This window comes from Allobosea sp. RAF48, assembly GCF_052114025.1.
In the GTDB taxonomy this organism is placed as follows: domain Bacteria; phylum Pseudomonadota; class Alphaproteobacteria; order Rhizobiales; family Beijerinckiaceae; genus Allobosea.
Window position 1 is genome coordinate 637,730 of sequence record NZ_JBFRDZ010000001.1, and the last position, 22,320, is coordinate 660,049.

Here is a 22,320-nt window from a genome sequence, read left to right on the forward strand (position 1 = left end):
CGCGGAGCGCCGAGCCGGCTTTCAGCAGGCGCGGCGCAGGATGCGCGGCCTCGTGCAAAGCCCCGCGCACGCACGCTCCCTGATAGAAACGCCGCAGCAGTGACGACGTTCCGCTCAGCGCCGCGACCAGTCCCCGAGCGTAGCTTGCACGACGGCGAGCGCGGCGACGGCCGCGGTGTCGGCGCGCAGGATGCGGGGGCCAAGCGAGATCGGCAGCGTGTTGGCACGCGCGCGGATCAGCCGCCGCTCCGCCTCGTCGAAACCACCCTCCGGGCCGATCAGCACCGCCAGAGGGGCAGGCTCCCGCGCGGCCAGCGCCGCGACCGGGCTCGCCTCATCGGCCCCCTCGTCACAGAAGATCAGGAGTCGCTCGGGAGCGAGGCCCGCGAGGGCCGCTTCGAGGGGTTTCTCGGCCTCGACCGCAGGCAGGCTGAGAATGCCGCACTGCTCCGCCGCCTCGACTGCATTGGCACGCATGCGGTCGAGATTGAGCCGCGACACCTGCGTGCGCCGTGTGATGACGGGCTGCAGAATCCCGGCCCCCATCTCCACCGCCTTCTGCGCCATGTAGTCGAGGCGGGCGTGCTTCAGCGGGGCGAAGAGATAGTGCAGGTCGCTCTCCGGCGGCTGCGGCTTGACCTGCCGGATGAGCGCAAGCGTTGCCTGCTTGCGCCCTTCGGGAACGAGGCTTGCCAGCCACTCGCCGTCGCGCCCGTTGAAGACGAGCACGGTGTCGTCGGCCTTGAAGCGCAGGACGTTGAGCAGATAATTCGCCTGTTCCCGCTCCAGCGGAAGCGTCGCGCCCGGCGCAAAGGAGCGGTCGATGAACAGCCGGTGGCGGGCGAAATCGGGATCGGACATGTGGGCAGGCGCCTCCGCGGCTGATCTTGGCTGTGGAAAGTGGCATGAAAAACGCCACAATCTTGAACTAGCAGCGAGCTGCTCCCGACATAGGAAGAGTAGACTCGCAAGGGTCGTTCGCGTTAACAGCGCCTGCTGTTAAGGACATATTTAAGAACGGGCCAAATCGGCCGGCAAGCTGGAGAGGGACATCATGCGGCGCGGGTTGGCATATGGCGTGATGACGACGATCGGCCTAGCCGTGGCTTCTGTCATGTCTGCCGCACCGGCCCAGGCCCAGATTTCCGGCTGTGAGCAGATCCAGAAGCTGCTCGCCGAACGCCAGTCGATCGTCGCCAAACTCCAGGCTACGCAGAAGGCCAAGAAGAAGATGACGCCGCAGGATGCCTGCAGCACTTTCGGCCGTCTGGTCAACAATGGCGAGGCCGCGATCAAATTCGCGACCGCCAACCAGGACTGGTGCCAGATCCCGCCTACCTTCATCGACGGCATGAAGACCGACAACCAGAAGGTCGTGACGTTCCGGAGCCAAGCCTGCAATGCAGTGAAGCAGCAGGCCGCGATGCAGCGCAAGGCCCAGCAGCAGGCGCAGGGCGCCAATCCCTTCGGCGGCGCCGATTCGATCACCAGCGGCGCAGGCGGCGGCATGCGTGTTCCGCAAGGCGCGCTCTAACCGGCGGAGGCGGCCATGCCGGAGCCCCTGCCGCTCCACGCCACCTCCGGACCTGACGCCGTCCTCCCCGACGCACTCAAGGGCCATTGGGTCGATACCCGTGCGCCGCGCGCGGCCCGTCCTTTCCTGAAGCTCGCCCGCATCGAGCGGCCGATCGGCTGGTGGCTGCTGCTGCTACCCTGCTGGTGGGCGGCCGGGCTCGCCGCGATCGCCGCCGGCCGGCCCTATCCCGATCCCTGGCATTGCCTGCTTTTCCTGATCGGCGCGATCCTGATGCGCGGCGCCGGCTGCACCTTCAACGACATCATCGACCGCAAACTCGATGCGGAAGTTGCTCGCACGCGCGGCCGCCCGCTGCCCTCGGGCCAGGTGACGGCCAAGGCGGCGGCGCTGTTCATGGTCGCGCTGTCGCTCGGCGGGCTCGCAGTCCTGCTTCAATTCAACCGCTTCACGATCGTGCTTGGCATCGCCTCGCTCGCCATCGTCGCGATCTATCCTTTCATGAAGCGGATTACGAACATGCCGCAGTTCGTGCTCGGGCTCGCCTTCTCATGGGGCGGGCTGCTCGGCTGGAGTGCCGTGTTCGGGCGGCTCGATCCGCCGGCCTATCTGATCTATGCGGCAGCGATCGCCTGGACGGTCGGCTACGACACGATCTATGCGATGCAGGATATCGAAGACGACGTCATCGCGGGCATCAAGTCGAGCGCGCGCTATTTCGGCGATCATACGCGCGAGGCTGTGGCGCTGTGCTTCGGGCTGGCGACGGCATTGACGGCCATCGCGATCTGGCTCGTCGGAGGCGGCTTCTTCGCCTGGCTGGGCCTCGCCGCCTTTGCAGGCCATCTCGGTCGGCAGGTTGCGCGCATCGCCGGCGCGAGCGCGCCGGAAGCTCTCATGCTCTTCCGTTCGAACCGCAATGCCGGGCTGCTGCTGGCCGCCGGGCTGGCGCTCGACACAATCGGCCGCGCGCTTCTGGCCGGCTAGGGCACGCGCTGCCCGGATTGATTCAACCTGATCGGATCCCGGTCCTAGTCGGTCAGTCTCTCGCCTGAAACGATGTCCGGCAGCTCCGCCAACCGGCCCGTCTTGCGCCGTGTGAGAAAGCGGGGGCGGCGGCCGTTGAGCAGGCCATGACGGCGCCGGATCCGCACGGGCCCGAGCGCGACGCGGCCGATCTGCGGGAACGGCTCGCTCACCGCGCCGTCGGCGGTTTCGAGCAGCAACGGCAGACCGCTCGCCCGACCGAAATCGCGCCAGAGCGCGACGGCATCGGCCTCGTCGGCGCAGGCCACCACGATGGAGCGGCCATCGCCGGCCGTCAGCGCCAGTTCGAAGCGCTCGTCGTCTCCCGCCGGGTTGGCCAGACGCAGGGCAACGCCCCGCCAATTGGCCGAGCCGCGCAGGATACGCACGGAAGCCAGGCGTTCGATCGCCGGCGCGACCGGGCGGGCCGGCATCGGGTTGTGGGAAACGATCGCTGTGATTGTCGAGCCGCCGAGGAGATGCGGCGCAAAACCGACCTCCCCGGCGGCCGGCGTGACGCTGGCCATCGGTTATAACGCCTCTCTTGATCCCTGCCGCAGCGGAGCCCTCTGTCGATGCCGGGGCTCTCGTGCTTGCCATGCGAGATTGGGCGTCAGCCGTGTCCGAGCGCTTAAGGCGTTGGGTTAAAGGATGGTGTTTTCGCCGCTTCAGCGCCCTGACTGCCCTGTTTCCGGTCTGATGCTTGACGGAATCTTTCGCACCTTGACCGCATTTTCGGCTTGAAACAGCGACTTTCGCGGCCGATACGAAGGGCATGAGTGCAATGACGCTACCGATCGCGGCCGAACTGATGAAGGCGGCATGCGAAAGCTGCCTGGAAGCCGGCACCCTCGCACTCGATCTCTTCCGGCCCGGTACACAGACAGCGGCACGCACCTGGGCCAAGAGTGGCGGCTCGCCGGTGACGGAAGCCGATATCGGCGTCGACACCTTCCTGCGGATACGTCTCTCGTCACTGCTGCCGGAAGCCGCCTGGCTCTCGGAGGAGACTGTCGACGATGCGCAGCGCCTGACGCATCGCTTCGTCTGGGTCGTCGATCCCATCGACGGCACCCGCGCCTATATGAGCGGCTCGCCCGACTGGGCGGTCTGCGTCGCGCTGCTGGATGAGGGGGCGCCGGTCCTCGGCATCGTCCATGCCCCCGCCTGCGATGCTACCTACACGGCCGTGCGTGGCGCGGGCGCCAGGCGCAGCGGCGAAGCCATCCGCACGTCACTGGCAGACAGTCTCGCCGGCGCGAAGATCGCCGGCCCCAAGCCCATGCTCGATGCGCTGGCTCAATCCGAGGATTTCGAGGCCGCGGGCAAAATTCCCTCGCTCGCGCTCAGGCTGACGCGGATCGCGGACGGCACGATCGATGCCGGGCTGATCTCGCCCGACGCGCGCGACTGGGACCTGGCGGCCGCGGATCTGGTTCTGAGCGAAGCCGGCGGACAGTTGAGCGATGCGGCTGGACGATCCGTCGCCTATAACCGCCCCAACCCCGTTCACGGGATGTTGATCGCCAGCAACGGTGCGCTCGTGAACCCGCTGCTGCACGCGGTCGAGCGATTGCGCGACGGACGGACGCAGCCCGCCTGACGTTTTTTTTGGAAGCTAGCCGCCCGGCCGGCTCGCATGCGCGGCCCGGATGGCTTATTGGGGCGGCGCATGCCCCGCAGGAGATATCGATGAGCGTGGAACCGGATCAGAAGCAGCTTCTCCATCTCGTTTTCGGCGGCGAACTGGACTCGCTCGACAGCATCACCTTCAAGGATCTGGCGAAGCTCGACATCGTCGGGGTCTTCCCGAACTACGCCAGTGCGCATATGGCCTGGAAGGCCAAGGCCCAGCAGACCGTCGATCAGGCGCAGACGCGCTATTTCATCGTGCATCTCCACCGTCTTCTCGACCCGGAAGCAGCCAAGGGCTGAGCCAGCGCAAATTTTCGGCATCAAGCAGATGGGCTTTTCCATCCTCAAGACGCGCGTGGCGCAGGAAACGCTCGGCCGATTGCTGGCCGGCTATCTGCGCCTCGTGCAGCGCACCAACAAGATCGTCTTCGAACCGGCTGATGTCTACGATCACGTCCGGCCGGAGCTGCCGCTCATTTTCGCGATGTGGCACGGTCAGCACATCATGATCCCCTTCGCGCGGCCGGACTGGATGCCGGCCTGCTCGCTGGTCTCGCGCCATGGCGACGGCGGCTTCAACGCGGTGGCGCTGCGCGAACTCGGGATCGGAGCAATCCGAGGCTCCGGCGCACGGCCGGGGCACAAGGTCCGCGAGAAGGGCGGGGCCCCCGCCTTCCTCGCCATGCTGCGCCGGCTCGCCGCCGGGGAGACGATGGTGCTGACCGCCGACATACCGAAACGCGCCCGCGTCGTCGGCCCGGGCATCATTACCCTGGCGCGCGCCTCCGGCCGGCCGATCCGCGCGGTCGCCGTCGTCACCAGCCGCCGTATCGACTTCAACAGCTGGGACCGTGCCTCGATCGGGCTGCCCTTCGGACGCTGTGCCATCGTTGTCGGCGAGCCGATCCTGGTCGCGCGCGACGCCGATGAGGCGACGCAGGAGGAGGCGCGCCTCGCACTGCAGGCGAGCCTGGACGACGTCCACGCCCGCGGCTACGCGCTCGTCGGCAGCCGCGATCCGGGCGCCGGGCTGCGCGAGCAACACCGAACGGCCGGAGCGCCGGCATGAGCGGCAAGGGCGCGATCTTCAGGGCATATCGCTACACGACCGCGCTCCTCGAACCGGCCGCAGCGGCACTTCTGCTCATGCGCCAGCGCCGCGGCAAGGAAGACCCCGAGCGGATTTCGGAGCGACGCGGCTATCCCAGCGTAAAGCGGCCGAACAAGCCGCTGGTCTGGCTGCATGGCGCCAGCGTCGGCGAGACGGTGACGCTGCTGCCGCTGATCGCAAAGCTCCAGAAGCGCGGCCTCGCCGTGCTGGTCACCTCGGGCACGGTCACCTCGGCCAAGCTTCTGGCTGCGCGGCTGCCAGCGGGCGTCATCCATCAATATCTGCCGCTCGACGTGCCGCGCTACATGCGCCGTTTCATGGATCACTGGCGGCCCGAGCTCTGCCTGATCTGCGAATCCGAAATCTGGCCCAACCTGCTGATCGAGGCGCATCGCCGTTCGATCCCGGTGGTCATGGTCAACGGGCGCATGTCCGAGCGCTCCTTCGCGCGCTGGTACAAGATGCCGAAGACCTCGCGCTTCCTGCTCTCATGCTTCGAGGCCTGCCTTGCGCAGTCGCAGGCCGACGCGGAGCGCCTCGCCCAGCTCGGCGCGCCGCGCGTCAGCGTCGCCGGCAACCTGAAATTCGACGTGCCTGCCCCGCCTGCCGAGCCGGGCATGCTCGCCATCCTCGATGGCATGACCACCGGCCGGCCGGTCTGGATCGCCGCCAGCACGCATCCCGGCGAGGACGAGCTGGTGCTGGCCGCCCATCTCGCCATCAAGGCCTACTTGCCGAAGCTCCTGACCATCATCGCGCCGCGCCACCCGCAGCGCGGCCCGGACATCGAGGCGCTGGCCCAAGCTAATGACGTTGCCGTCTCGCGCCGGGCCGCCGGCGAGAATCCGGAACGCGACGTCGACCTCTATGTAGCCGACACCGTCAACGAGCTCGGGCTGTTCTACCGGCTGTCGCAGGTCGCTTTCCTCGGCGGCTCGCTGGTCGAGGGCATCGGTGGGCATAATCCGATCGAGCCTGCCAAGCTCGGCTGCGCGCTGCTGCACGGCCCCTATGTCCACAACAATGCCGAGATCTTCGCGGCCTTCGACCAGGATGGCGGCTCGCGCTCCGTCCCCGACGCGCAGACACTCGCCGGAGCGGTGCATCGCTGGCTGAGCGATCCGGCGAGCGCCCGGCAGGCCGCGCGGGCGGCGGCGCAGACGGCGAGCCAGCTCGGCGGCGCCCTCAACCGCACGCTCCACGCCATCGAGCCGTTGCTGATGCGCGCCGCGCTCGAGCAACGCGAGCCTATGGTCTGATGCCAAGGTCACGATCATTTCGGATCGAAGCGACCCGAAATCATCATGATCGATTCTAAGACTTCGGAGCGGGGCTTCGTGCGAAAAACCGGTTCCCACTTCTTCGCACCCGGCTCCAGCGCGCCGCGCTTCTGGTGGCAGACGCGCCCGACGCTCGCGGCCACGCTGCTTCGGCCGATCGRCTGGCTTTACGGCAGAATCACCCTGCGGCGCATGCGCCAACCCGGCGCCGAACTGCCTGTTCCCGTCATCTGCATCGGAAACTTCGTCGCCGGCGGTGCCGGCAAGACGCCGACGGCGATCGCCGTCGCGGACATGCTGGTGCGGTGCGGCGAGAAACCCTTCGTGCTGATGCGCGGCTATGGCGGCCGGCTTGCCGGCCCCGTCGAGGTCGACCCAACCGGGCACGCCGCTGCCGATGTCGGCGACGAACCGGTATTGATGGCGCGCCATGTCCGCACCGTCATCGCCCGCGACAGGCTTGCCGGGGCGCGGCTGGCCCACGGGCTTGGCGCCAGCGTCATCGTCATGGATGACGGGTTGCAGAATCCCGCGCTCGCGAAGCGGTTGAGGCTGGCCGTGGTCGACGGGGCAAGCGGCGTAGGTAACGGGCTCTGCTTGCCGGCCGGCCCCTTGCGGGCTCCGCTTGCGGAGCAGATCGGCAAGGTCGACGCCGTGATCGTTGTCGGCGAAGGCGAGGCAGGTCAGCGCGTGGCAACCGCCGTGCGTTCTCAAGGGCGTCCCGTCATCGACGCGCGACTGGAGCCGCTTGCCAGCGCGGCGCAGCAGCTGAAAGAGCGGGAGGTTCTGGCGCTTTCCGGAATCGGGAGGCCCGAGAAATTCGCCGCGACGTTGCGCGAGATCGGCGCCACCATTGTCGCCGAGCGCGCCTTCGGCGATCACCATCCCTATACGGATTGCGATGTCGCTGAAGTCATCGCCGAGGCCAAGACGCGCGGCGCGTTGATCGCGACGACCGAGAAGGACTGGACCAAGCTCGCCGCCCTCTGGCCCAATGCAGAAGCGGACCGGCTCGTCGTGCTGCCCGTCCGGCTGACCTTCGCCGAACAAGCGCCGATCGAAAGCCTGYTCGTAGAGGCGACTAAGCGCGCCCGGCCCGGCGCAGCCTGAGCATCACGGCTTCCGGTGTAGAATATGCTTCCTGCCATTCGATCGACCAATAGCGCAGATCCTCCAGCCGGATCGGCACCGAGGTCACCGCGCAGCGCACGAAGGCGCCTGGCTTCAGCACGCGGAACTCGCCGGGGCCGTAATCGATGACCGCCTCGGGGCCGCTCGGAGGGAGACGCTCGCTGATGTTCATCAAATTCGCATCAAATCATTGATCGGGAAACGGAAAGCCGGAATACTCCGCCGCTTGTGATAACCCTCTGGTCGACGATGTCCAGTCTCCAGCGCCTCGCGGCGTGCCTGATGAGCCTTGCACTGCTTGCAGCCCCGGCCGCCCTGGCGGCGGGCTATGAGCGCGTGTCGATTCCGATGGACGGAGGCCATCTCGCCGGCGTTTTCTACCGCCCGGCAGGCCCTGGCCCGTTCCCGGCTGTCGTCGCCCTGCATGGTTGCGGCGGTCTGTGGCGCGAGCAAGGCCAATTGTCGGTTCGCCACACGGATTGGGGCGAGAGGCTCGCCGCCGCCGGCTTTGCTGTGCTGATGCCCGACAGCTACGGCTCACGCGGTCTCGGCTCGCAATGCGGTGTCAAGGATCTGACGGTGCGTGCAGGGCGCGAGCGCGTGGCCGATGCCACCGCCGCTCGGGTCTGGCTGCAACAGCGCAGCGACATCAAGCCGGGCATGATCTCGCTCCTCGGCTGGTCGGGTGGCGGCTCGACCGTGCTGGCGGCGATCCGCATGGAACGTGCTCCCGCTGACGGTAAACCCGACTTCAAGCGCGCCGTCGCCTTCTACCCGGCCTGCCGGCTGCAATCGGAATCCCCGAGCTTCTCGGCCCGTCTGCCTCTGCTGATCCTGATGGGGGACGCCGACGACTGGACCCCGGCGGCGCCCTGCGGCTACCTTGCCAAGGCGGCGCAGGCGCGCGGCGAGCATGTCGGCATCGTGCTCTACCCCGGCGCGCTGCATGATTTCGATCATCCGCGTCTCGAGGTCCGGGAACGCGAGAACATCGCCTATTCCGCGAGCGGCACCGGCAAGGTCACCGTCGGCACCAATATGGCCGCCCGCGAAGATGCGCTGAAGCGCGTCAACGGCTTCCTCAACACGCCCTGATCGTCAGAACAGATCGCCTTGCGTGCCGGACGCCGGCCCCTTGCGGGCCGGACGCGGCGCCGTCGGCTTAGCCCCGCCGGACCCGCCCCCGGAAACGGTGACGCCGAAGCTGCCATCTGCGAGCTGGACCGAGAGAGCCTGCCCGGGCTGGGCCGCTCCGACACTGCGCACCAGCGCGCCGGCCTCGTCGCGGACCAGGGCGTAACCGCGCGACAGCACCGCCTCGGGGCCGAGCGAGCGGATCAGCGCCCAGAGCGAGGCGAGCCTGTCAGTGCGCCGATGCAGCGCCTGCCCGAAGGCGCGCTCGGCGCGCTCCGCCAGAACCGTACCGCGGTCACGGCGCTGGACCAGGCTCTGGCCGAAGGCATTGCGCGCTCGCTCTTCCAGTGTCGCCAGCCGGTCGCGGGCATGGGCGATACGTGTTCGCTCCTTCTCCAGTGCGTTCGTTCGGGCGTTTGCGAGGACACGTGCGAAACCTGCGAGTTCAGCCCTCAGACTGGCAAGCGCTACGCGTGGAGAGCGTGCCGTCAGCCGGCGCGACAGATCCTGCAGCACCAACTCATGCGCGCGAGCATTGCGGGCGAGCGCAGGCGCCAGCCGCGTCGCGGCGAGGTCGAGCCGCTGGCGCGGACCGGACAAGACCGCCTCAGGCCCCGGCAGCGCGCGGGCGAGCGCCCTGAGGTCGCTGCGGCGGCGATCCGACAGGCGGCGCATCGCCCCGGCATGGCGACGCGACAGATCGGAGACGAAGCTCATCAGCTCGGCCCGCACCGGCACGACTTTCTCGGCCGCCCCGGTCGGCGTCGGCGCGCGCAAATCCGCGGCGTGGTCGATCAGCGTCCAGTCGGTCTCGTGGCCGACGGCCGAAACGAGCGGAATCTCGGAAGCCGCCGCCGCACGGACCACGGCCTCTTCATTGAAGCTCATCAGGTCTTCGAGCGAGCCGCCGCCGCGCGCGACGATGATGACGTCCGGCCGCGGGATGCGCCCGCCCTGCGCCAGCGCGTTGAAGCCGGCGATGGCGTTGGCGACCTCAGTGGCGCTGGTTTCGCCCTGCACCCTCACCGGCCAGACCAGGACGTGGCGGGGGAAGCGGTCCTCCAGCCGGTGCAGGATGTCGCGGATGACGGCCCCCGTCGGAGAGGTCACGACGCCGATGACCGCGGGCAGATAGGGGATGAGCTGCTTGCGCTCCTCGGCGAAGAGCCCCTCGGCGGCCAGCCGCTTGCGCCGCTCCTCGAGCAACGCCATCAGCGCGCCGGCACCAGCCAGCTCCAGCGAATCGATGACGATCTGGTAGCTCGACTTGCCGGCGAAGGTGGTGATCTTGCCGGTGGCGATGACCTCAAGGCCTTCCTGCGGCCGCGTCTTCAGACGGCCGAACACGCCCTTCCAGATCACCGCATCGATCTTGGCGTTGGTATCCTTCAGCGAGAAATAGACATGGCCGGAGGCGACCGGGCCGCGATAGCCGGAAATCTCGCCGCGCACGCGCACGAAGCCGAATGAATCCTCGATGGTGCGCTTCAGCGCGCCGGAGAGGTCCGAGACGGACCATTCGGGGGCATTGTCGGTCGGCAGAGACGATTCGCGATCCATGGCCGGACCATAGCGGGACGGGCGAAGCAGCAGAAGCGTTGCCCGCGCGCCGCGGGGCAGCTATTGCGCCCATGACGATTTCACCCCGCCTCGTGCGGGTTATCCCGGGCGGCCGCAGGTCGACCCGGGATCCATGCCCGAACTTTCATCGGAAGCACTCAGGCATGGATCCCGGATCTCCGCTTCGCTCCGCCCGGGATGACGGCAAACGAGGCGAATGACGGAGGCGGCGATGAAGATTCTTCTGATCGGTTCGGGCGGACGGGAGCATGCGCTCGCCTGGGCGATTTCGGCCTCGCCCCTCTGCGACACGCTCTTCATCGCGCCGGGCAATCCCGGCACGGCGCAATGCGGCGAGAACGTCGCGGTCGATGTCGCCGACCATGCCGCCGTCGTCGCCTTCTGCCGGCTGCAGGGGATCGACCTCGTCGTGGTCGGACCGGAAGGGCCGCTGGTCGCCGGGATCGCCGACGATCTCCGGCAGGCCGGCATCAAGGTTTTCGGCCCGTCGAAGGCCGCCGCGCAGCTCGAAGGCTCGAAGGGTTTCACCAAGGAACTCTGCGCCGAATTCGACATCCCGACCGCCGGCTTCGGCCGCTTCAGCGACGCTGCCTCCGCCAGGGCCTATGTCGCGGACAAGGGCGCGCCGATCGTGATCAAGGCCGACGGGCTCGCCGCCGGCAAGGGCGTGATCATGGCCGAGACGCTGGACGAGGCGAACGAGGCCATCGAAATGATGTTCGCAGGCGGGCTCGGCAGCGCCGGCGCCGAGGTCGTGATCGAGGAATGGATGATCGGCGAGGAAGCGAGCTTCTTCGCGCTCTGCGACGGTGCGCATGCGCTGGCGCTCGCCTCGGCGCAGGACCACAAGCGCGTCGGCGACGGCGATACCGGCCCGAACACCGGCGGCATGGGCGCCTATTCGCCAGCGCCCGTGATGACGCCCGCGCTGGAAGAGCGGGTCATGGCCGAGATCATCAGGCCGACGCTCGCCGGCATGGCCAAGCGCGGCACGCCGTTCCAGGGCGTGCTCTTCGCCGGGCTGATGATCACGGCGCAGGGGCCGAAGCTGATCGAATACAATACCCGCTTCGGCGACCCCGAATGCGAGGTGCTGATGCCGCGCCTCAAGAGCGACATCGTGCCGGCGCTGCTCGCAGCCTGCGACGGCATACTCGACACTGTCGACCTGCGCTGGCGTGACGAGGCGGCCCTGACCGTCGTGCTCGCGGCCAGGGGATATCCCGCCAAGCCGGAGACCGGCAGCGTCATCCGCAGCCTCGAAGAGGCAGAGGCGCTGGACGAGGTGCTCGTCTTCCATGCCGGCACGAAGCTGGCGAATGGCGAGCTCATCGCCAATGGTGGGCGCGTGCTCAACGTCGTCGCGCTCGGCAAGAACGTCGGCGAGGCGCAGGCGCGCGCTTATGCGGCGGTCGACAGGATCGACTGGCCTGAGGGCTTCTGCCGTCGCGACATCGGCTGGCAGGCGGTGAAGCGCGAGCAAGGCTGACAGGACGCCGTGGCCGGAGCTATGCTTGCGGCCATGGCGAACATCGACTCCCTCTTCCCCGGCTTCAAGGCTCATTGGATCGATGGGCCCATCGGCAAGATCTTCGCGCGCGTCGGCGGCGAAGGGCCGCCGCTGGTGCTGATCCACGGCTTTCCGCAGACCCATGCCGAGTGGCACAGGATGGCGCCGGAGCTGGCCAAGACCCACACCGTCGTCTGCCCCGATCTACGCGGCTATGGCTGGTCGGCTGCGCCGCATGGCGACGGCGGCAAGGAGATCTACACCAAGCGCGGCATGGGCGAGGACATTGTCGCCGTGATGCAGGCGCTCGGCCATCTGCGTTTCGACGTGATCGGCCACGACCGCGGCGCGCGGGTCGCTTATCGGCTGGCGCTCGACCACCCCGGCCGTGTCGAGCGGCTGGCGCTGCTCGACATCCTGCCGACCGTCTCAATGTGGGAAGGCATGAACGCGGCCCGCGCCATGCAGGTCTATCACTGGACCTTCCTGGCCCAGCCAGAGCCGATCCCTGAGAACCTGCTCAAGGCCGATCCCGTCGGCTGGCTCGACAGCACCATCGCGAGCTGGAGCAGGGCGAAGAACCTCGATCTGTTCGACCCGCTGGCCATTCGATCGTACGCGGAGTCGTTCAGCGATCCGTCGCGCACCCATGCCGCCTGCGAGGATTATCGCGCCGGCGCCACCACCGACGTCGAGCACGACAGGGCCGACCTCGCTGCGGGCAAGCGCATCCTCTGCCCGACGCTGGTTCTCTGGGGCGAAGCCGGCATCCCGGCCAAGGGCGCGAGCCCGCTCGAAATCTGGCGGAAGACCTTCGCGCCGCAGGCAGAAGGCCAGGCGATCGACAGCGGGCACTTCCTGCCGGAGGAGAACCCGCAGGCCACGCTCGCGGTGCTGAAGCCCTTCCTGGCGCAGGCCGTCGCCTGAGCCGGCGCGGGCCTCTTCGAAAGGGACGTCATTGCGAGCCCAGCGAAGCAATCCCGGGGGACCTGGTTGAACGCTTCATCCAGCCCCCCTGGATTGCTTCGTCGCTTCGCGCCTCGCAATGACGATGACGGTCCGTCGTGTTCATGGGTCCCGGGCTCAGGGCGGTGGCCTGCACCGGAATGACGATGGGGATGTCGCCAGATATGAAGTCAGCCCCGAAGCCAGAACGCAGGCCGGGCAGCACGCCCGAGATCGCGCTCGTCCTGGGCGCCGGCGGGGCACGGGGCCTGAGCCACATCGCGGTGCTGGAGGCCTTTGACGAGCTCGGCCTGAAGCCCGCGCAGATATCCGGCTGCTCGATAGGTGCCATCGTCGGCGCTGCCTACGCCGCCGGGCTCTCCGGCCGCGATCTGCGCGAGCATGCGCTGCAGAGCTTCCGTGACCGGGCCCGCGTGATCGGGAAGCTGCTCGATGCCCGGGTCGGCAAGCTCGCCGATCTCGTGCGCGGCCTCGGCAACCCCGTCCTGATCGATGGCGAACGGCTGCTCGACCTCTTCTGGCCGGAGGCGGTGCCCGATCGCTTCGAAGAGCTGGCGATCCCGTTCACCGCCGTAGCGGCTGATTACCACCGCCACGCGGAGGTCGTACTGAGCGACGGGCCGCTGACGCCGGCCGTTGCTGCCTCGCTCGCCATTCCCGGGCTGGTGCGGCCGGTCGCGCTCGGCGGGCGCGTGCTGATCGACGGCGGCGCCATCGATCCCCTGCCCTATCGGGCGTTGCTCGCGCCCGGCCGCATCGTCGTGGCCGTCGATGTCAGCGCTCCCACGACCGCGTCGAGCGACACGCGCATTCCCGGCGCGATGGAGGCGATCGTCGGCGCCTCGCAGATCCTGACCCGCACGCTGGTCCAGCGCATGGTCGAGCAGCAGCCGCCCGACATCCTGATCCGGGCCGGTGCCGACCGCATCGGCGGGCTCGACTTCTTCAAGGCGAAGGCGATCCTCGCGGCGGCGGAGCCGATCAAGGACGAGGTCAAGCGAGCGCTGGCGCGGGCTCTCGAAGCGCGGGACTGACCGGCTCCGGCTCATCGCAGCGGAAGCCGGGGAGCGCGGCCGCGAGCATCGCCCTGCCCTCCTCGGTCAGGACAACCGCACGGCTGTCCTTGCGGCGGCGGACCCAGTCCATCTCGAAGCAGCGGCAGGCCAGCGCCGCAGCGAGATGGCCGGCGAGGTGCGGCCGGCGCTCGCTCCAGTCGAGGCAGGGCCGCAGCGCCGCACGGCGGCTCCGGCCGCTCGCATCCGGATCGACGCCGAGGGCCGAGAAAATCGCCTTGCCCGACGGCGTCAGCGCATAGCCGCCCTCGCTGACGGCGAGATGGCGGCCGGCCATCAGCGCGTCGTGTATGCCGATGCCGAGCCGTCCGGCAAAATGGTCGTAGCAGGTGCGGGCCTGGCTCAGCTCCGCACCGACGCGCGAGGGCAAGCGCCGGCTCGTCCCGTCCAGGCCGGCCAGAACCATCAGACCTTCCAGCGCCGCTGCCACTTCAGATCCGGCGAGCCGGTAGTAGCGGTGGCGCCCCTGCACGGCGACCGCGATCAACCCGCCCTGCATCAGTTTGGCGAGGTGGCCGCTCGCCGTCTGCGGTGCGACGCCGGCAATCCAGGCCAGTTCCTTGGCCGTCAATGCACGGCCGTCCATCAGCGCGTGCAGCATGTTGGCACGGGCCGGGTCGCCCATCAGATGGGCGATCTCCGCGAGATAGGGGCCGGAATAGCGACTTGGCGTGCTCATGGCGCCATGATGCGCCATCGCCGCCGCGCCGCAAGCAGGAACACTACGGCGCCGGCCGTAGCATCGGGCGGCGACAGCCGCCGCGGGCGATGCCACAAGCGGGGCATGGACAACACAACTCTCCTCCTCTTCGTCACCGCGACCTTCGTGCTCGCCGGCTTCGTCAAGGGCGTGATCGGGCTGGGGTTGCCGACGATCGCTGTCGGCATCCTCGGCGTGGTGATGGCGCCGGCGCAGGCGGCGGCGCTGCTGGTGGTGCCCAACCTCGTCACCAATGGCTGGCAGCTCACGACCGGCCCTAAGCTCGGCGCAACGCTCCGGCGGCTCGCGCCAATGCTGGCCGCCATCTGCATCGGCACCTGGGCCGGCGCCGGGCTGCTGCAGCAGGAAAAGGACGGCACCGCCACGCTCTGGCTCGGCCTTGCGCTCGTGCTCTACGCGCTCGTCGGCCTGAAGGCGGCGAAGCTGCGCGTGCCACCGGCCTGGGAAGGCTGGCTCGGCCCCGTCATCGGGTTGACGACCGGTGTCGTCACCGCTGCGACCGGCGTCTTCGTGCTGCCGGCCGTGCCCTATCTGCAGACACTCGGCTTCGACAAGGACGAACTGGTGCAGGCGCTCGGCATCTCCTTCATCGTCTCGACACTGGCGCTTTCCCTCGGACTGATCGGAGCCGGGGCGCTCAACGGCGCTGCCGCCTGGCAATCCTTCCTTGCCCTCGTTCCGGCGCTGGCCGGCATGAGCGCCGGACAGTTCATCCGCAGCCGCATCTCACCGGCCACGTTCAAGGTCTGCTTCTTTGCCGGCCTGCTGGCGCTCGGCACCTATTTGTGCTGGCGCAGCCTTGCATAACGGCCCGCATCTTGCTTAAGGACGCGGGGGGGCACATCGCCGGTCTAAACCAAGCGCTAACCATAGGCGCGCAGTTTCGACCGGCCGCAACAGGAGCGCCTGCATGGATGCCTTCACCATGGTCATCATGGCCTGCGTCACCGGCGAGGTACATTGCGCCACCAGCCGGATCAGCGAGATGGAGTTCACCTCCGCCCAAGCCTGCGAAGCGCGGATCGACGACATCACCCGCTCGATGACCAAGGAATTCAGCAAGCGCCCGGAATTCAAGGGCCGGCAGGTGACCTATGACGTCTCCTGCATGGATCGCGCGCAGCTCGCGCAGAAATTCGGCATCGACTCGTCGGATACCTGATCGTCCCCTCCACCGTCATTCGGTACAAGCCCCGCAAGCGGCGCCGATCCGGAATCCCGCTCTATGATGGATTCCGGATCTGCGCTTCGGTCAGCCCGGAATGACGGCCTGAGAAGGGCTGCCTACCGCCGCTCGCGGAAGAAATCCCGCAGCAGCGCCGCAGCCTCGGTCTCGCGCAACCCGCCATAGACCTCCGGCACATGGTGGCAGGTCGGGCTCTCATAGAGCCTGACGCCATTCTCGACGGCGCCGCCCTTCGGGTCGGCCGCGCCGAAATAGAGCCTCCTGATCCGGGAAAACGAGATCGCCGCCGCGCACATCGGGCAGGGTTCGAGCGTGACATAGAGATCGCAGCCGATCAGCCGCTCGCTGCCGAGCGCCTCGCAGGCGAGCCTGAGTGCCATCATCTCGGCGTGCGCAGTCGGATCCTTCAGCTCGAGCGTGCGGTTGCCGGCACTGGCGAGGACCGCGCCGTCCCGCACCACCACCGCACCGACGGGCACCTCCCCGCGCTGCGCGGCGGCCTTCGCCTCGTCGAAGGCCAGCGCCATGGCGTCGAGCGCGGAGGATGATTGCGGTTTCGACATCATAAACCCCAGTTTTGGCGCTCGCAGCGAGGGAAAGCCTCTGCTACAAGCGCCGGTCATAGCGAATAAGCGAGCCAGGCCTTTCCCGCAAAGCGGTTGTGCTCGGCCGGCTCAGGAGCAACCATGAAAGACGACGACAACAACAGAGGCCGCGGCCCGCGCAAGGGCGGTGGCGCCGGCGGCCGTGGCCCCGGTTCCGGCGGTAAAGGCTTCGGTGGCAAGAGCTTCGGCAGCCGCTCAGGCGGCGAAAGCCGTGGACCCGCACGCGATGGCGAGCGCAAGCCGTTCCGCAGCCGCTCGTCCAGCGACGACCGGCCGCCCCGCGACGGCGAGCACAAGCCCTTCCGCGGCCATTCGACCGGCGACGAACGTCCCACCCGGCGCTTCGAGCGGCCAGCCGGCAGCGAGGGCGACGCCCCGCGCCCGCGCCGCTTCGACGGTGACAGGCCGGCCCGCTTCAAGGCCGAAGGCGAAGGCCGCGGCTTCCGTGAACGCTCCGGCGAGGAGCGCCCGCGCCGTCCGGCACGCACCGGCGATCGCCCCTTTGCCGGCCGCGACCGTCCGCAGGGCGATCGGCCGCCGCGCGGCGAGGGCCGCGATGGCGAAAGGCGCTTTTCGCGCCCGCGCGCGCCGCGCTTCGAAGGGCATGAGGACCGTCCGCGCCGCCCGCGCGAGGACGCGCCCGAGCGCAAGCTGATCACGGCGGAGGAGCCGGAGCGGATCGCCAAGGTGATGGCGCGCGCCGGCGTCGCCTCGCGCCGCGACAGCGAGGCGATGATCGCGGAAGGCCGCGTCAGCGTGAACGGCTCCGTGCTGGAAAGCCCGGCCTTCGACGTGAAGCCGACGGATGTCGTGCTGATCGACGGCGAGCCGCTGCCGGCCCGCGAACGCACCCGGCTGTGGCTCTACCACAAGCCCCGCGGCGTGGTGACGACCAATTTCGACCCGGAAGGCCGGCCGACCGTCTTCGACGTGCTGCCGGAAGACCTGCCGCGCGTGCTGACCATCGGCCGGCTCGACATCAACACCGAAGGCCTGCTGCTCCTGACCAATGACGGCGGGCTGGCGCGGGTGCTGGAGCTGCCGGAGACCGGCTGGCTGAGGCGCTACCGCGTGCGCGCCTTCGGCGAGGTGACGCAGGACGTGCTCGACACCGTCAAGGACGGCGTCACCATCGACGGCATCCAGTACGGGCCGGTGATCGCCCGCTTCGAGCGCCAGCAGGGTTTCAACACCTGGCTGACGGTCGACCTGCGCGAAGGCAAGAACCGCGAGGTCAAGACCGTGCTCGAGCATCTCGGGCTGACGGTGAACCGGCTGATCCGCATCTCCTTCGGCCCGTTCCAGCTCGGAGAACTCGAAGAGGGCGAGGCCGACGAGATCCGCTCGCGCGTGCTGCAGGACCAGCTCGGCACCGAACTCGCCAGCAAGGCCGGCGCCGATTTCGAATCGCCGCGCCGCGATGCCCTGCCCGCAGCGCCGCGCCCTGCCCCCGCTGGCGACGATCGCCCGCGCCGACGCCGCGACGCCGCCGAGGATCCGCACGAGGCGCGCCGCGATGCGGTGCGCGAATTGCGCGGCGACAAGCCCTGGACCCGCACGGTCTGGCGGGATGCCGAGACCGAGCCGCAGCGCGAACGCAAGACCCCGCCGCGCCGCGGCGCCGATCCGAAGCTGGAGCGGCTGCAGCGCGAAGCGTCCGGCGACATCAAGCGCCGCCGCGACACGCCGATCTCCGACCCCAAGGGCCGGCGCGTGCTGGTCGAGCGCGTCAGCGCACCCGTTTCGGAAGAGCACGCCGCTCCTGCGCGCGACAGCAAGCGTCGTCCCGACCGCAAGCCGCGCCACGAACGAGGCGGCGACGAGGCTCGTGCCCCCCGCGCCTTCGGCCGCCCCAGCGGCGGCGAACGGCCGGCGCGGCGCCCGCGCGAGGATGCCGGTGGCCGCGATCGTGCCGATGAGCGGCCCTGGCAGGATCGCGCGCCGCGTGGCGAACGCCCCGACCGCGCCCCTCGAGACGGGGCGGAGCGCCCCGCCCGGCGCTTCAGCGAGCGACCGGCAGAGGACAGGCCGCGCGGCCGCAGCTTCGGTGACCGGCCGGAAGGCAAGGGGTTCGGGGCCAAGAACTTCGGCGCTCGCTCCTCGGAGCGGCCGGCTGGCGGCGGGCGCCCCTTCGGCGGCAAGCCGGGCGGAGGACGTCCCTTCGGCGGCAAACCCGGTGGACGGCCGGGCGGCGGCAAGGGTCCGCGCCCCGGCGGCGGCGGCCCGCGCGGCGGTAATCGCGGCTAAGCGATGCGGATCGTCGGCGGACGCCTGGGCGGCCGGCCTCTGGCCGGCCCAAAGCCGGGGATCGGCAGCATCCGGCCGACCTCGGACCGCCTGCGCGAATCCCTGTTCAATGTGCTCGCCCATGCCTATGGCGACGCGGTGGAGGGCGCGCGCGTGCTCGACCTGTTCGCCGGCACGGGCGCGCTTGGCTTCGAGGCGCTGTCGCGCGGAGCCGGCTTCGCGCTTCTGGTCGATGACGGCACCGAGGCGCGCGGCATCATCCGCGAGAACCAGATGGCGCTCGGGCTCGCCGGCTTCAGCCGCATCTTCCGCCGCGATGCGACGAAGCTCGGGGCGATCGCCGGCATGGCGCCGTTCGGCCTCGTCTTCTGCGACCCGCCCTATCGCAAGGCGCTGGGCGAGAAGGCGCTGGTCTCAGCCCGCGAGGGCGGCTGGCTGGAGCCGGAAGCCCTGATCGTACTGGAAGAGGCAGCGGATGCCGAGATCAGCCTGCCTGATGGATTCGAGGAACTGGAGCGGCGGAGCTATGGCGAGACTCTCGTGATCCTGCTGCGGAACTCATAGGTCATAGGTCGTCGCTAATAGGCCGGCGACAGCGAACTTATCCCCAGCTCCTGTTCCGCGCTTAATCTCCGCATCCGCCGCGGAGACCAAGCGCCGGATGCCAATCCTAAGATCCATCGAACCTAACGGGCGCGCCCTGGCGGCGCGCCGCCATGCCGTCGCCTGCCACATCGCCGGTGAGCGCATGATGCGCACCCTTGCGCGCCTGCAGGCGCTCGTCGAGAAGGGCGGCTTCAATTCGGACCAGCCACGCGTGCCGGCGGGCAGCCCGGAGGGAGGGCAATGGGCCGGTGGCGAGGGCTCCGGCCAAAGCCGGCAGCCGGGCGTCGGCGACAATGGCGGCCCGGCGCTCGACCCCATAAAGGACCCACCCCAAGACCGACAGTCGAAGATCAGGGCCGCGAAGGCGCTGGCAAAGGCGATCGCACGCCAAGTGCTGAGAAGGGCTGGCCCGATCGGCGCCGTCGTCACGGCGATCGAGGTCGGGCACTGGCTTTACACGGAATGGCCCTCGATCCGATCGTATCAGGACGAGCCGAGGTCGCTCATGGAGCTTCAGGAGCAGGCCGGCAGGAGGCGGCCGGGTTATGACGACCATCATATCGTCGAGCGAGGAGCCGGATCGCGCGAAGGCTTTCCGGGCTCCACCATCGACGGCGTGGACAACATCGTCAGCATTCCGCGATACAAGCATCATGAGATCACGGGATGGTATAATCGCCCGAACCCGGAATTCGCCATGCAATCGCCCCGCGAGTACCTTCGCGGCCGGGATTGGTCAGAACATGTACGGATGGGCCATCGAGCGTTGCGACAGAGCGGAGTGCTCAAATGATCGGCCGTAATCTCAGCTCCCTGTCGACCGCAGATATCGTCAAAGATTTCGAGCGGCGTTGCATCGAACAGTACGACGCGATGGAGGGCAATGAAAACACCCGCGCCAATCGGCTGGTTTGGCAGGTTCACGCGCTGGAAATGGAACTCAAATCTCGTGCCGGCGATCAGAGACGCGTCCTGATGAAACTGTTTGGACATCCCAACATGCAGGTCCGCCTAGCTGCCGCTCGTGCCAATCTGGCGGTAGATTGTGTCGCTGCGCGGCGCGAGCTTCAGGCCATCGTCGACGAGCAATGGTATCCGCAAGCGGCAGAAGCGAGCATGGCATTGGAGAGCCTCGATTCCGGCTTCTACCGGCCGACCTGACCCCTCACCGCCGCCCGAACAGCCGCTCGATATCGCTGAGCTTCAGCTCGACATAGGTCGGCCGGCCGTGGTTGCACTGGCCGGAATTGGGCGTGACCTCCATCTCGCGAAGCAGCGCGTCCATCTCCTCGGGGCGCATGCGCCGGCCGGCGCGGACGGAGTTGTGGCAGGCCATCGTCGCCAGCACATGGTCGAGCCGGCGCTCAAGCGAGCCGGCCGTGCCGTGCTCGGCCAGCGCATCGGCGACATCGCGGACGAGGCGCTGGAGATTGCCGCCGGCGAGCTGGCTGGGGGCCTCGCGCACCAGCACTGCGCCCAGCCCAAAGGACTCCAGGACGAGGCCGAGGCTTTCGAGCTCGCTACCGGCCGCGATCAGGCGGTCGGCATCGACAGGATCGAGCTCGACCACCTCGGGCAGCAGCAGGGGCTGGCGGGCGATGCCGTTGCGGGCGCGCTCGGCCTTCAGCCGCTCATAGACCAGCCGCTCATGGGCGGCGTGCTGGTCGACGATGACGACGCCCTCACGCGTCTGCGCGACGATGTAGGTCTCATGGACCTGGGCGCGGGCGGCGCCGAGCGGCCGGTCGAGCGCGTCTGCCGAAGGCTCGGCGAGATGGGCGCGGGCATCGGCGGAAGGCGCCGCGAAATCGGAGAAGCCGGGTTGAGGGGCGCTCGCGGAAACCGGGGCAGGCGCGCTCCAGTTCGATGTCGCAGGAAAGGCCGGGCGCGGGATCGCATTCCCGCTACCGCCCATCGAGAGCACGGCGCGGAAGGCGTCGAGCGTGCGGGCGCCGCCCGTCGTGGTCGCGCGGTGTCCGGCGGCAGCGAGCGCCGCCTTCAGCCCGGAGACAACGAGGCCGCGCACCAGGGCGGGGTCGCGGAAGCGCACCTCGCTCTTGGCGGGGTGGACGTTGACGTCGACCGAGCGCGGGTCGCAGCCGACATCGAGGAAGAGCACCGGATGGCGATCGGAGGGCACGACGTCGGCATAGGCACCGCGCACCGCCGAGAGCAGCAGCTTGTCGCGGACCGGGCGGCCGTTGACCGCAAGATGCACGCCGGCCGAGGTGCCGCGATGGAAGGTCGGCAAACCGGAAAAGCCGAAGATGCGGAAGCCTTCGCGCTCGGCCTCGATCTTCAGTGCGTTCTCTGGGAAGTCGCGGCCAAGCGCCCGGCCGAGACGGCGCAGCAGGCCCTCTTCCCCGATCGGCTCGCCCGGCCAGTCAAAGGCGCTGACATGCTCGCCTTCCAGCGAGAAGCGGATTTCGGGATGGGCGATGGCGAGGCGCCGCAGCATCTCGGAGACGGCCTGGGCCTCGGCCCGGTCGCTCTTCAGGAATTTGAGGCGGGCCGGGGTGAAGATGAAGAGGTCGCTGACCTCAATGCGGGTTCCGACGGCCGCGGCGACCGGGCGGACGACGCCCTTCTCGCCCGCCTCGACGACGAGGCCGGAGCCCTGGGATGCGTCATGCCGGCGTGTCGCGATCGAGAGCCGCGCCACCGAGCCGATCGAGGGCAACGCCTCGCCGCGGAAGCCCAGCGTCCCGATCGCGAAGAGGTCCCCGTCCGGCAGCTTCGAGGTGGCGTGGCGCTCGACGGCGAGCTCGAGGTCCTGCGGCGTCATGCCGGCGCCGTCATCGACGACACGGATCAATTCGCGCCCGCCGCCGGTGATGGTGACCGCGACCGAGCGCGCGCCGGCGTCGATCGCGTTCTCGACCAGTTCCTTCACGGCCGCAGCCGGCCGCTCGATCACCTCGCCTGCGGCGATGCGGTCGACCAGGACGGGATCGAGGCGGCGGACGGTCATGGG

The 22,320-nt window shown here is 68.9% G+C and carries 24 protein-coding genes; 17 read left to right on the forward strand and 7 right to left on the reverse strand.

What is annotated here, in order from left to right; genetic code table 11:
- Positions 1–114: 114 nt before the first annotated feature.
- Positions 115–861, reverse strand: a complete 747-nt coding sequence (locus AB4Z10_RS03070) for a 16S rRNA (uracil(1498)-N(3))-methyltransferase (RefSeq protein WP_441468877.1) — start codon at positions 859–861, stop codon at positions 115–117.
- 253 nt (positions 862–1,114) lie between these two features.
- Between AB4Z10_RS03070 and AB4Z10_RS03075 the strand changes: the two genes are divergently transcribed.
- Complete coding sequence (locus tag AB4Z10_RS03075) at positions 1,115–1,534, forward strand: hypothetical protein (protein ID WP_441468878.1); 420 nt, start codon at positions 1,115–1,117, stop codon at positions 1,532–1,534.
- Positions 1,535–1,549: 15 nt separating this feature from the next.
- Entirely contained in the window at positions 1,550–2,521 is a 972-nt protein-coding gene (gene ubiA / locus AB4Z10_RS03080; protein WP_441468879.1) for a 4-hydroxybenzoate octaprenyltransferase, read from the forward strand.
- Between the two features lie 44 nt (positions 2,522–2,565).
- Here ubiA and AB4Z10_RS03085 read toward each other — a convergent pair whose 3' ends face one another.
- Positions 2,566–3,087, reverse strand: a complete 522-nt coding sequence (locus tag AB4Z10_RS03085; protein ID WP_441468880.1) for a DUF6101 family protein — start codon at positions 3,085–3,087, stop codon at positions 2,566–2,568.
- Positions 3,088–3,335: 248 nt separating this feature from the next.
- On the opposite strand from AB4Z10_RS03085, the gene AB4Z10_RS03090 reads away from it, so the two are divergent.
- From AB4Z10_RS03090 to lpxK, 5 genes are all read left to right on the forward strand, one after another.
- On the forward strand, positions 3,336–4,163 hold the full coding sequence (locus AB4Z10_RS03090) for a 3'(2'),5'-bisphosphate nucleotidase CysQ (protein ID WP_441468881.1): 828 nt from the start codon (positions 3,336–3,338) through the stop codon (positions 4,161–4,163).
- 89 nt (positions 4,164–4,252) lie between these two features.
- Positions 4,253–4,495: a DUF4170 domain-containing protein gene (locus AB4Z10_RS03095; protein WP_441468882.1), complete on the forward strand. Its 243-nt coding sequence runs from the start codon at positions 4,253–4,255 to the stop codon at positions 4,493–4,495.
- Positions 4,496–4,523: 28 nt separating this feature from the next.
- A complete protein-coding gene (locus AB4Z10_RS03100; RefSeq protein WP_441468883.1) occupies positions 4,524–5,264 on the forward strand; it encodes a lysophospholipid acyltransferase family protein in 741 nt (246 codons plus the stop codon).
- A complete protein-coding gene (locus AB4Z10_RS03105; protein ID WP_441468884.1) occupies positions 5,261–6,565 on the forward strand; it encodes a 3-deoxy-D-manno-octulosonic acid transferase in 1,305 nt (434 codons plus the stop codon). The genes AB4Z10_RS03100 and AB4Z10_RS03105 overlap by 4 nt, the downstream gene beginning before the upstream one ends.
- A gap of 45 nt (positions 6,566–6,610) precedes the next feature.
- The gene (gene lpxK / locus AB4Z10_RS03110) at positions 6,611–7,696 is read left to right on the forward strand and encodes a tetraacyldisaccharide 4'-kinase (protein WP_441468885.1); all 1,086 of its coding nucleotides are present in this window, start codon (positions 6,611–6,613) and stop codon (positions 7,694–7,696) included.
- Here the strand turns inward: lpxK and AB4Z10_RS03115 are convergent.
- Entirely contained in the window at positions 7,668–7,889 is a 222-nt protein-coding gene (locus AB4Z10_RS03115) for a DUF2093 domain-containing protein (protein WP_441468886.1), read from the reverse strand. The two genes, lpxK and AB4Z10_RS03115, sit on opposite strands and share 29 nt — an antisense overlap.
- A gap of 110 nt (positions 7,890–7,999) precedes the next feature.
- Between AB4Z10_RS03115 and AB4Z10_RS03120 the strand changes: the two genes are divergently transcribed.
- A complete protein-coding gene (locus AB4Z10_RS03120; protein ID WP_441468887.1) occupies positions 8,000–8,812 on the forward strand; it encodes a dienelactone hydrolase family protein in 813 nt (270 codons plus the stop codon).
- A gap of 3 nt (positions 8,813–8,815) precedes the next feature.
- On the opposite strand, the gene xseA is transcribed toward AB4Z10_RS03120, so the two are convergent.
- Entirely contained in the window at positions 8,816–10,411 is a 1,596-nt protein-coding gene (gene xseA, locus AB4Z10_RS03125) for an exodeoxyribonuclease VII large subunit (RefSeq protein ID WP_441468888.1), read from the reverse strand.
- Between the two features lie 232 nt (positions 10,412–10,643).
- Here xseA and purD point away from each other — a divergent pair, with 232 nt between their 5' ends.
- The 3 genes from purD (at position 10,644) to AB4Z10_RS03140 (ending at position 13,942) form a co-directional block, all read left to right on the forward strand.
- Positions 10,644–11,921, forward strand: a complete 1,278-nt coding sequence (purD, locus tag AB4Z10_RS03130; protein ID WP_441468889.1) for a phosphoribosylamine--glycine ligase — start codon at positions 10,644–10,646, stop codon at positions 11,919–11,921.
- A 33-nt stretch (positions 11,922–11,954) separates the two neighbouring features.
- Positions 11,955–12,869, forward strand: coding sequence for an alpha/beta fold hydrolase (locus tag AB4Z10_RS03135; protein ID WP_441468890.1), 915 nt, complete (start codon positions 11,955–11,957; stop codon positions 12,867–12,869).
- A gap of 203 nt (positions 12,870–13,072) precedes the next feature.
- A complete protein-coding gene (locus AB4Z10_RS03140; RefSeq protein WP_441468891.1) occupies positions 13,073–13,942 on the forward strand; it encodes a patatin-like phospholipase family protein in 870 nt (289 codons plus the stop codon).
- Here the strand turns inward: AB4Z10_RS03140 and AB4Z10_RS03145 are convergent.
- Entirely contained in the window at positions 13,902–14,660 is a 759-nt protein-coding gene (locus AB4Z10_RS03145; protein ID WP_441468892.1) for an ArsR/SmtB family transcription factor, read from the reverse strand. The two genes, AB4Z10_RS03140 and AB4Z10_RS03145, sit on opposite strands and share 41 nt — an antisense overlap.
- Positions 14,661–14,765: 105 nt before the next feature.
- On the opposite strand from AB4Z10_RS03145, the gene AB4Z10_RS03150 reads away from it, so the two are divergent.
- Together AB4Z10_RS03150 and AB4Z10_RS03155 are read left to right on the forward strand one after the other, a co-directional pair.
- On the forward strand, positions 14,766–15,509 hold the full coding sequence (locus AB4Z10_RS03150) for a sulfite exporter TauE/SafE family protein (RefSeq protein WP_441468893.1): 744 nt from the start codon (positions 14,766–14,768) through the stop codon (positions 15,507–15,509).
- Positions 15,510–15,612: 103 nt separating this feature from the next.
- Positions 15,613–15,864 (forward strand): hypothetical protein, encoded by a 252-nt coding sequence (locus tag AB4Z10_RS03155; protein WP_441468894.1) that lies wholly within the window; start codon positions 15,613–15,615, stop codon positions 15,862–15,864.
- 122 nt (positions 15,865–15,986) lie between these two features.
- Here AB4Z10_RS03155 and AB4Z10_RS03160 read toward each other — a convergent pair whose 3' ends face one another.
- Positions 15,987–16,451: a nucleoside deaminase gene (locus AB4Z10_RS03160; RefSeq protein ID WP_441468895.1), complete on the reverse strand. Its 465-nt coding sequence runs from the start codon at positions 16,449–16,451 to the stop codon at positions 15,987–15,989.
- A 123-nt stretch (positions 16,452–16,574) separates the two neighbouring features.
- Between AB4Z10_RS03160 and AB4Z10_RS03165 the strand changes: the two genes are divergently transcribed.
- From AB4Z10_RS03165 to AB4Z10_RS03180, 4 genes are all read left to right on the forward strand, one after another.
- Positions 16,575–18,740, forward strand: a complete 2,166-nt coding sequence (locus AB4Z10_RS03165; protein WP_441468896.1) for a pseudouridine synthase — start codon at positions 16,575–16,577, stop codon at positions 18,738–18,740.
- 3 nt (positions 18,741–18,743) lie between these two features.
- Positions 18,744–19,304 (forward strand): 16S rRNA (guanine(966)-N(2))-methyltransferase RsmD, encoded by a 561-nt coding sequence (gene rsmD / locus AB4Z10_RS03170; protein ID WP_441468897.1) that lies wholly within the window; start codon positions 18,744–18,746, stop codon positions 19,302–19,304.
- Positions 19,305–19,401: 97 nt separating this feature from the next.
- Positions 19,402–20,139, forward strand: coding sequence for a hypothetical protein (locus AB4Z10_RS03175; RefSeq protein ID WP_441468898.1), 738 nt, complete (start codon positions 19,402–19,404; stop codon positions 20,137–20,139).
- A complete protein-coding gene (locus AB4Z10_RS03180) occupies positions 20,136–20,507 on the forward strand; it encodes a DUF2019 domain-containing protein (RefSeq protein WP_441468899.1) in 372 nt (123 codons plus the stop codon). The genes AB4Z10_RS03175 and AB4Z10_RS03180 overlap by 4 nt, the downstream gene beginning before the upstream one ends.
- Before the next feature lie 4 nt (positions 20,508–20,511).
- On the opposite strand, the gene mutL is transcribed toward AB4Z10_RS03180, so the two are convergent.
- A complete protein-coding gene (mutL, locus tag AB4Z10_RS03185; protein ID WP_441468900.1) occupies positions 20,512–22,317 on the reverse strand; it encodes a DNA mismatch repair endonuclease MutL in 1,806 nt (601 codons plus the stop codon).
- Positions 22,318–22,320: the final 3 nt, after the last annotated feature.

What these genes read in the sequence shown, in the direction of transcription:
- AB4Z10_RS03160 (WP_441468895.1), bottom strand. Translation starts at nt 16,451, where the DNA reads ATGTCGAAACCGCAATCATCCTCCGCGCTCGACGCCATGGCGCTGGCC.
- AB4Z10_RS03095 (WP_441468882.1), top strand. Translation starts at nt 4,253, where the DNA reads ATGAGCGTGGAACCGGATCAGAAGCAGCTTCTCCATCTCGTTTTCGGC.
- AB4Z10_RS03135 (WP_441468890.1), top strand. Translation starts at nt 11,955, where the DNA reads ATGGCGAACATCGACTCCCTCTTCCCCGGCTTCAAGGCTCATTGGATC.
- AB4Z10_RS03100 (WP_441468883.1), top strand. Translation starts at nt 4,524, where the DNA reads ATGGGCTTTTCCATCCTCAAGACGCGCGTGGCGCAGGAAACGCTCGGC.
- AB4Z10_RS03175 (WP_441468898.1), top strand. Translation starts at nt 19,402, where the DNA reads ATGCCAATCCTAAGATCCATCGAACCTAACGGGCGCGCCCTGGCGGCG.
- AB4Z10_RS03105 (WP_441468884.1), top strand. Translation starts at nt 5,261, where the DNA reads ATGAGCGGCAAGGGCGCGATCTTCAGGGCATATCGCTACACGACCGCG.
- AB4Z10_RS03140 (WP_441468891.1), top strand. Translation starts at nt 13,073, where the DNA reads ATGAAGTCAGCCCCGAAGCCAGAACGCAGGCCGGGCAGCACGCCCGAG.
- AB4Z10_RS03115 (WP_441468886.1), bottom strand. Translation starts at nt 7,889, where the DNA reads ATGAACATCAGCGAGCGTCTCCCTCCGAGCGGCCCCGAGGCGGTCATC.
- AB4Z10_RS03165 (WP_441468896.1), top strand. Translation starts at nt 16,575, where the DNA reads ATGAAAGACGACGACAACAACAGAGGCCGCGGCCCGCGCAAGGGCGGT.
- purD (WP_441468889.1), top strand. Translation starts at nt 10,644, where the DNA reads ATGAAGATTCTTCTGATCGGTTCGGGCGGACGGGAGCATGCGCTCGCC.
- AB4Z10_RS03155 (WP_441468894.1), top strand. Translation starts at nt 15,613, where the DNA reads ATGGATGCCTTCACCATGGTCATCATGGCCTGCGTCACCGGCGAGGTA.
- AB4Z10_RS03120 (WP_441468887.1), top strand. Translation starts at nt 8,000, where the DNA reads ATGAGCCTTGCACTGCTTGCAGCCCCGGCCGCCCTGGCGGCGGGCTAT.
- AB4Z10_RS03150 (WP_441468893.1), top strand. Translation starts at nt 14,766, where the DNA reads ATGGACAACACAACTCTCCTCCTCTTCGTCACCGCGACCTTCGTGCTC.
- AB4Z10_RS03145 (WP_441468892.1), bottom strand. Translation starts at nt 14,660, where the DNA reads ATGAGCACGCCAAGTCGCTATTCCGGCCCCTATCTCGCGGAGATCGCC.
- xseA (WP_441468888.1), bottom strand. Translation starts at nt 10,411, where the DNA reads ATGGATCGCGAATCGTCTCTGCCGACCGACAATGCCCCCGAATGGTCC.
- AB4Z10_RS03180 (WP_441468899.1), top strand. Translation starts at nt 20,136, where the DNA reads ATGATCGGCCGTAATCTCAGCTCCCTGTCGACCGCAGATATCGTCAAA.
- mutL (WP_441468900.1), bottom strand. Translation starts at nt 22,317, where the DNA reads ATGACCGTCCGCCGCCTCGATCCCGTCCTGGTCGACCGCATCGCCGCA.
- rsmD (WP_441468897.1), top strand. Translation starts at nt 18,744, where the DNA reads ATGCGGATCGTCGGCGGACGCCTGGGCGGCCGGCCTCTGGCCGGCCCA.
- AB4Z10_RS03090 (WP_441468881.1), top strand. Translation starts at nt 3,336, where the DNA reads ATGAGTGCAATGACGCTACCGATCGCGGCCGAACTGATGAAGGCGGCA.
- AB4Z10_RS03075 (WP_441468878.1), top strand. Translation starts at nt 1,115, where the DNA reads ATGTCTGCCGCACCGGCCCAGGCCCAGATTTCCGGCTGTGAGCAGATC.
- AB4Z10_RS03085 (WP_441468880.1), bottom strand. Translation starts at nt 3,087, where the DNA reads ATGGCCAGCGTCACGCCGGCCGCCGGGGAGGTCGGTTTTGCGCCGCAT.
- ubiA (WP_441468879.1), top strand. Translation starts at nt 1,550, where the DNA reads ATGCCGGAGCCCCTGCCGCTCCACGCCACCTCCGGACCTGACGCCGTC.
- AB4Z10_RS03070 (WP_441468877.1), bottom strand. Translation starts at nt 861, where the DNA reads ATGTCCGATCCCGATTTCGCCCGCCACCGGCTGTTCATCGACCGCTCC.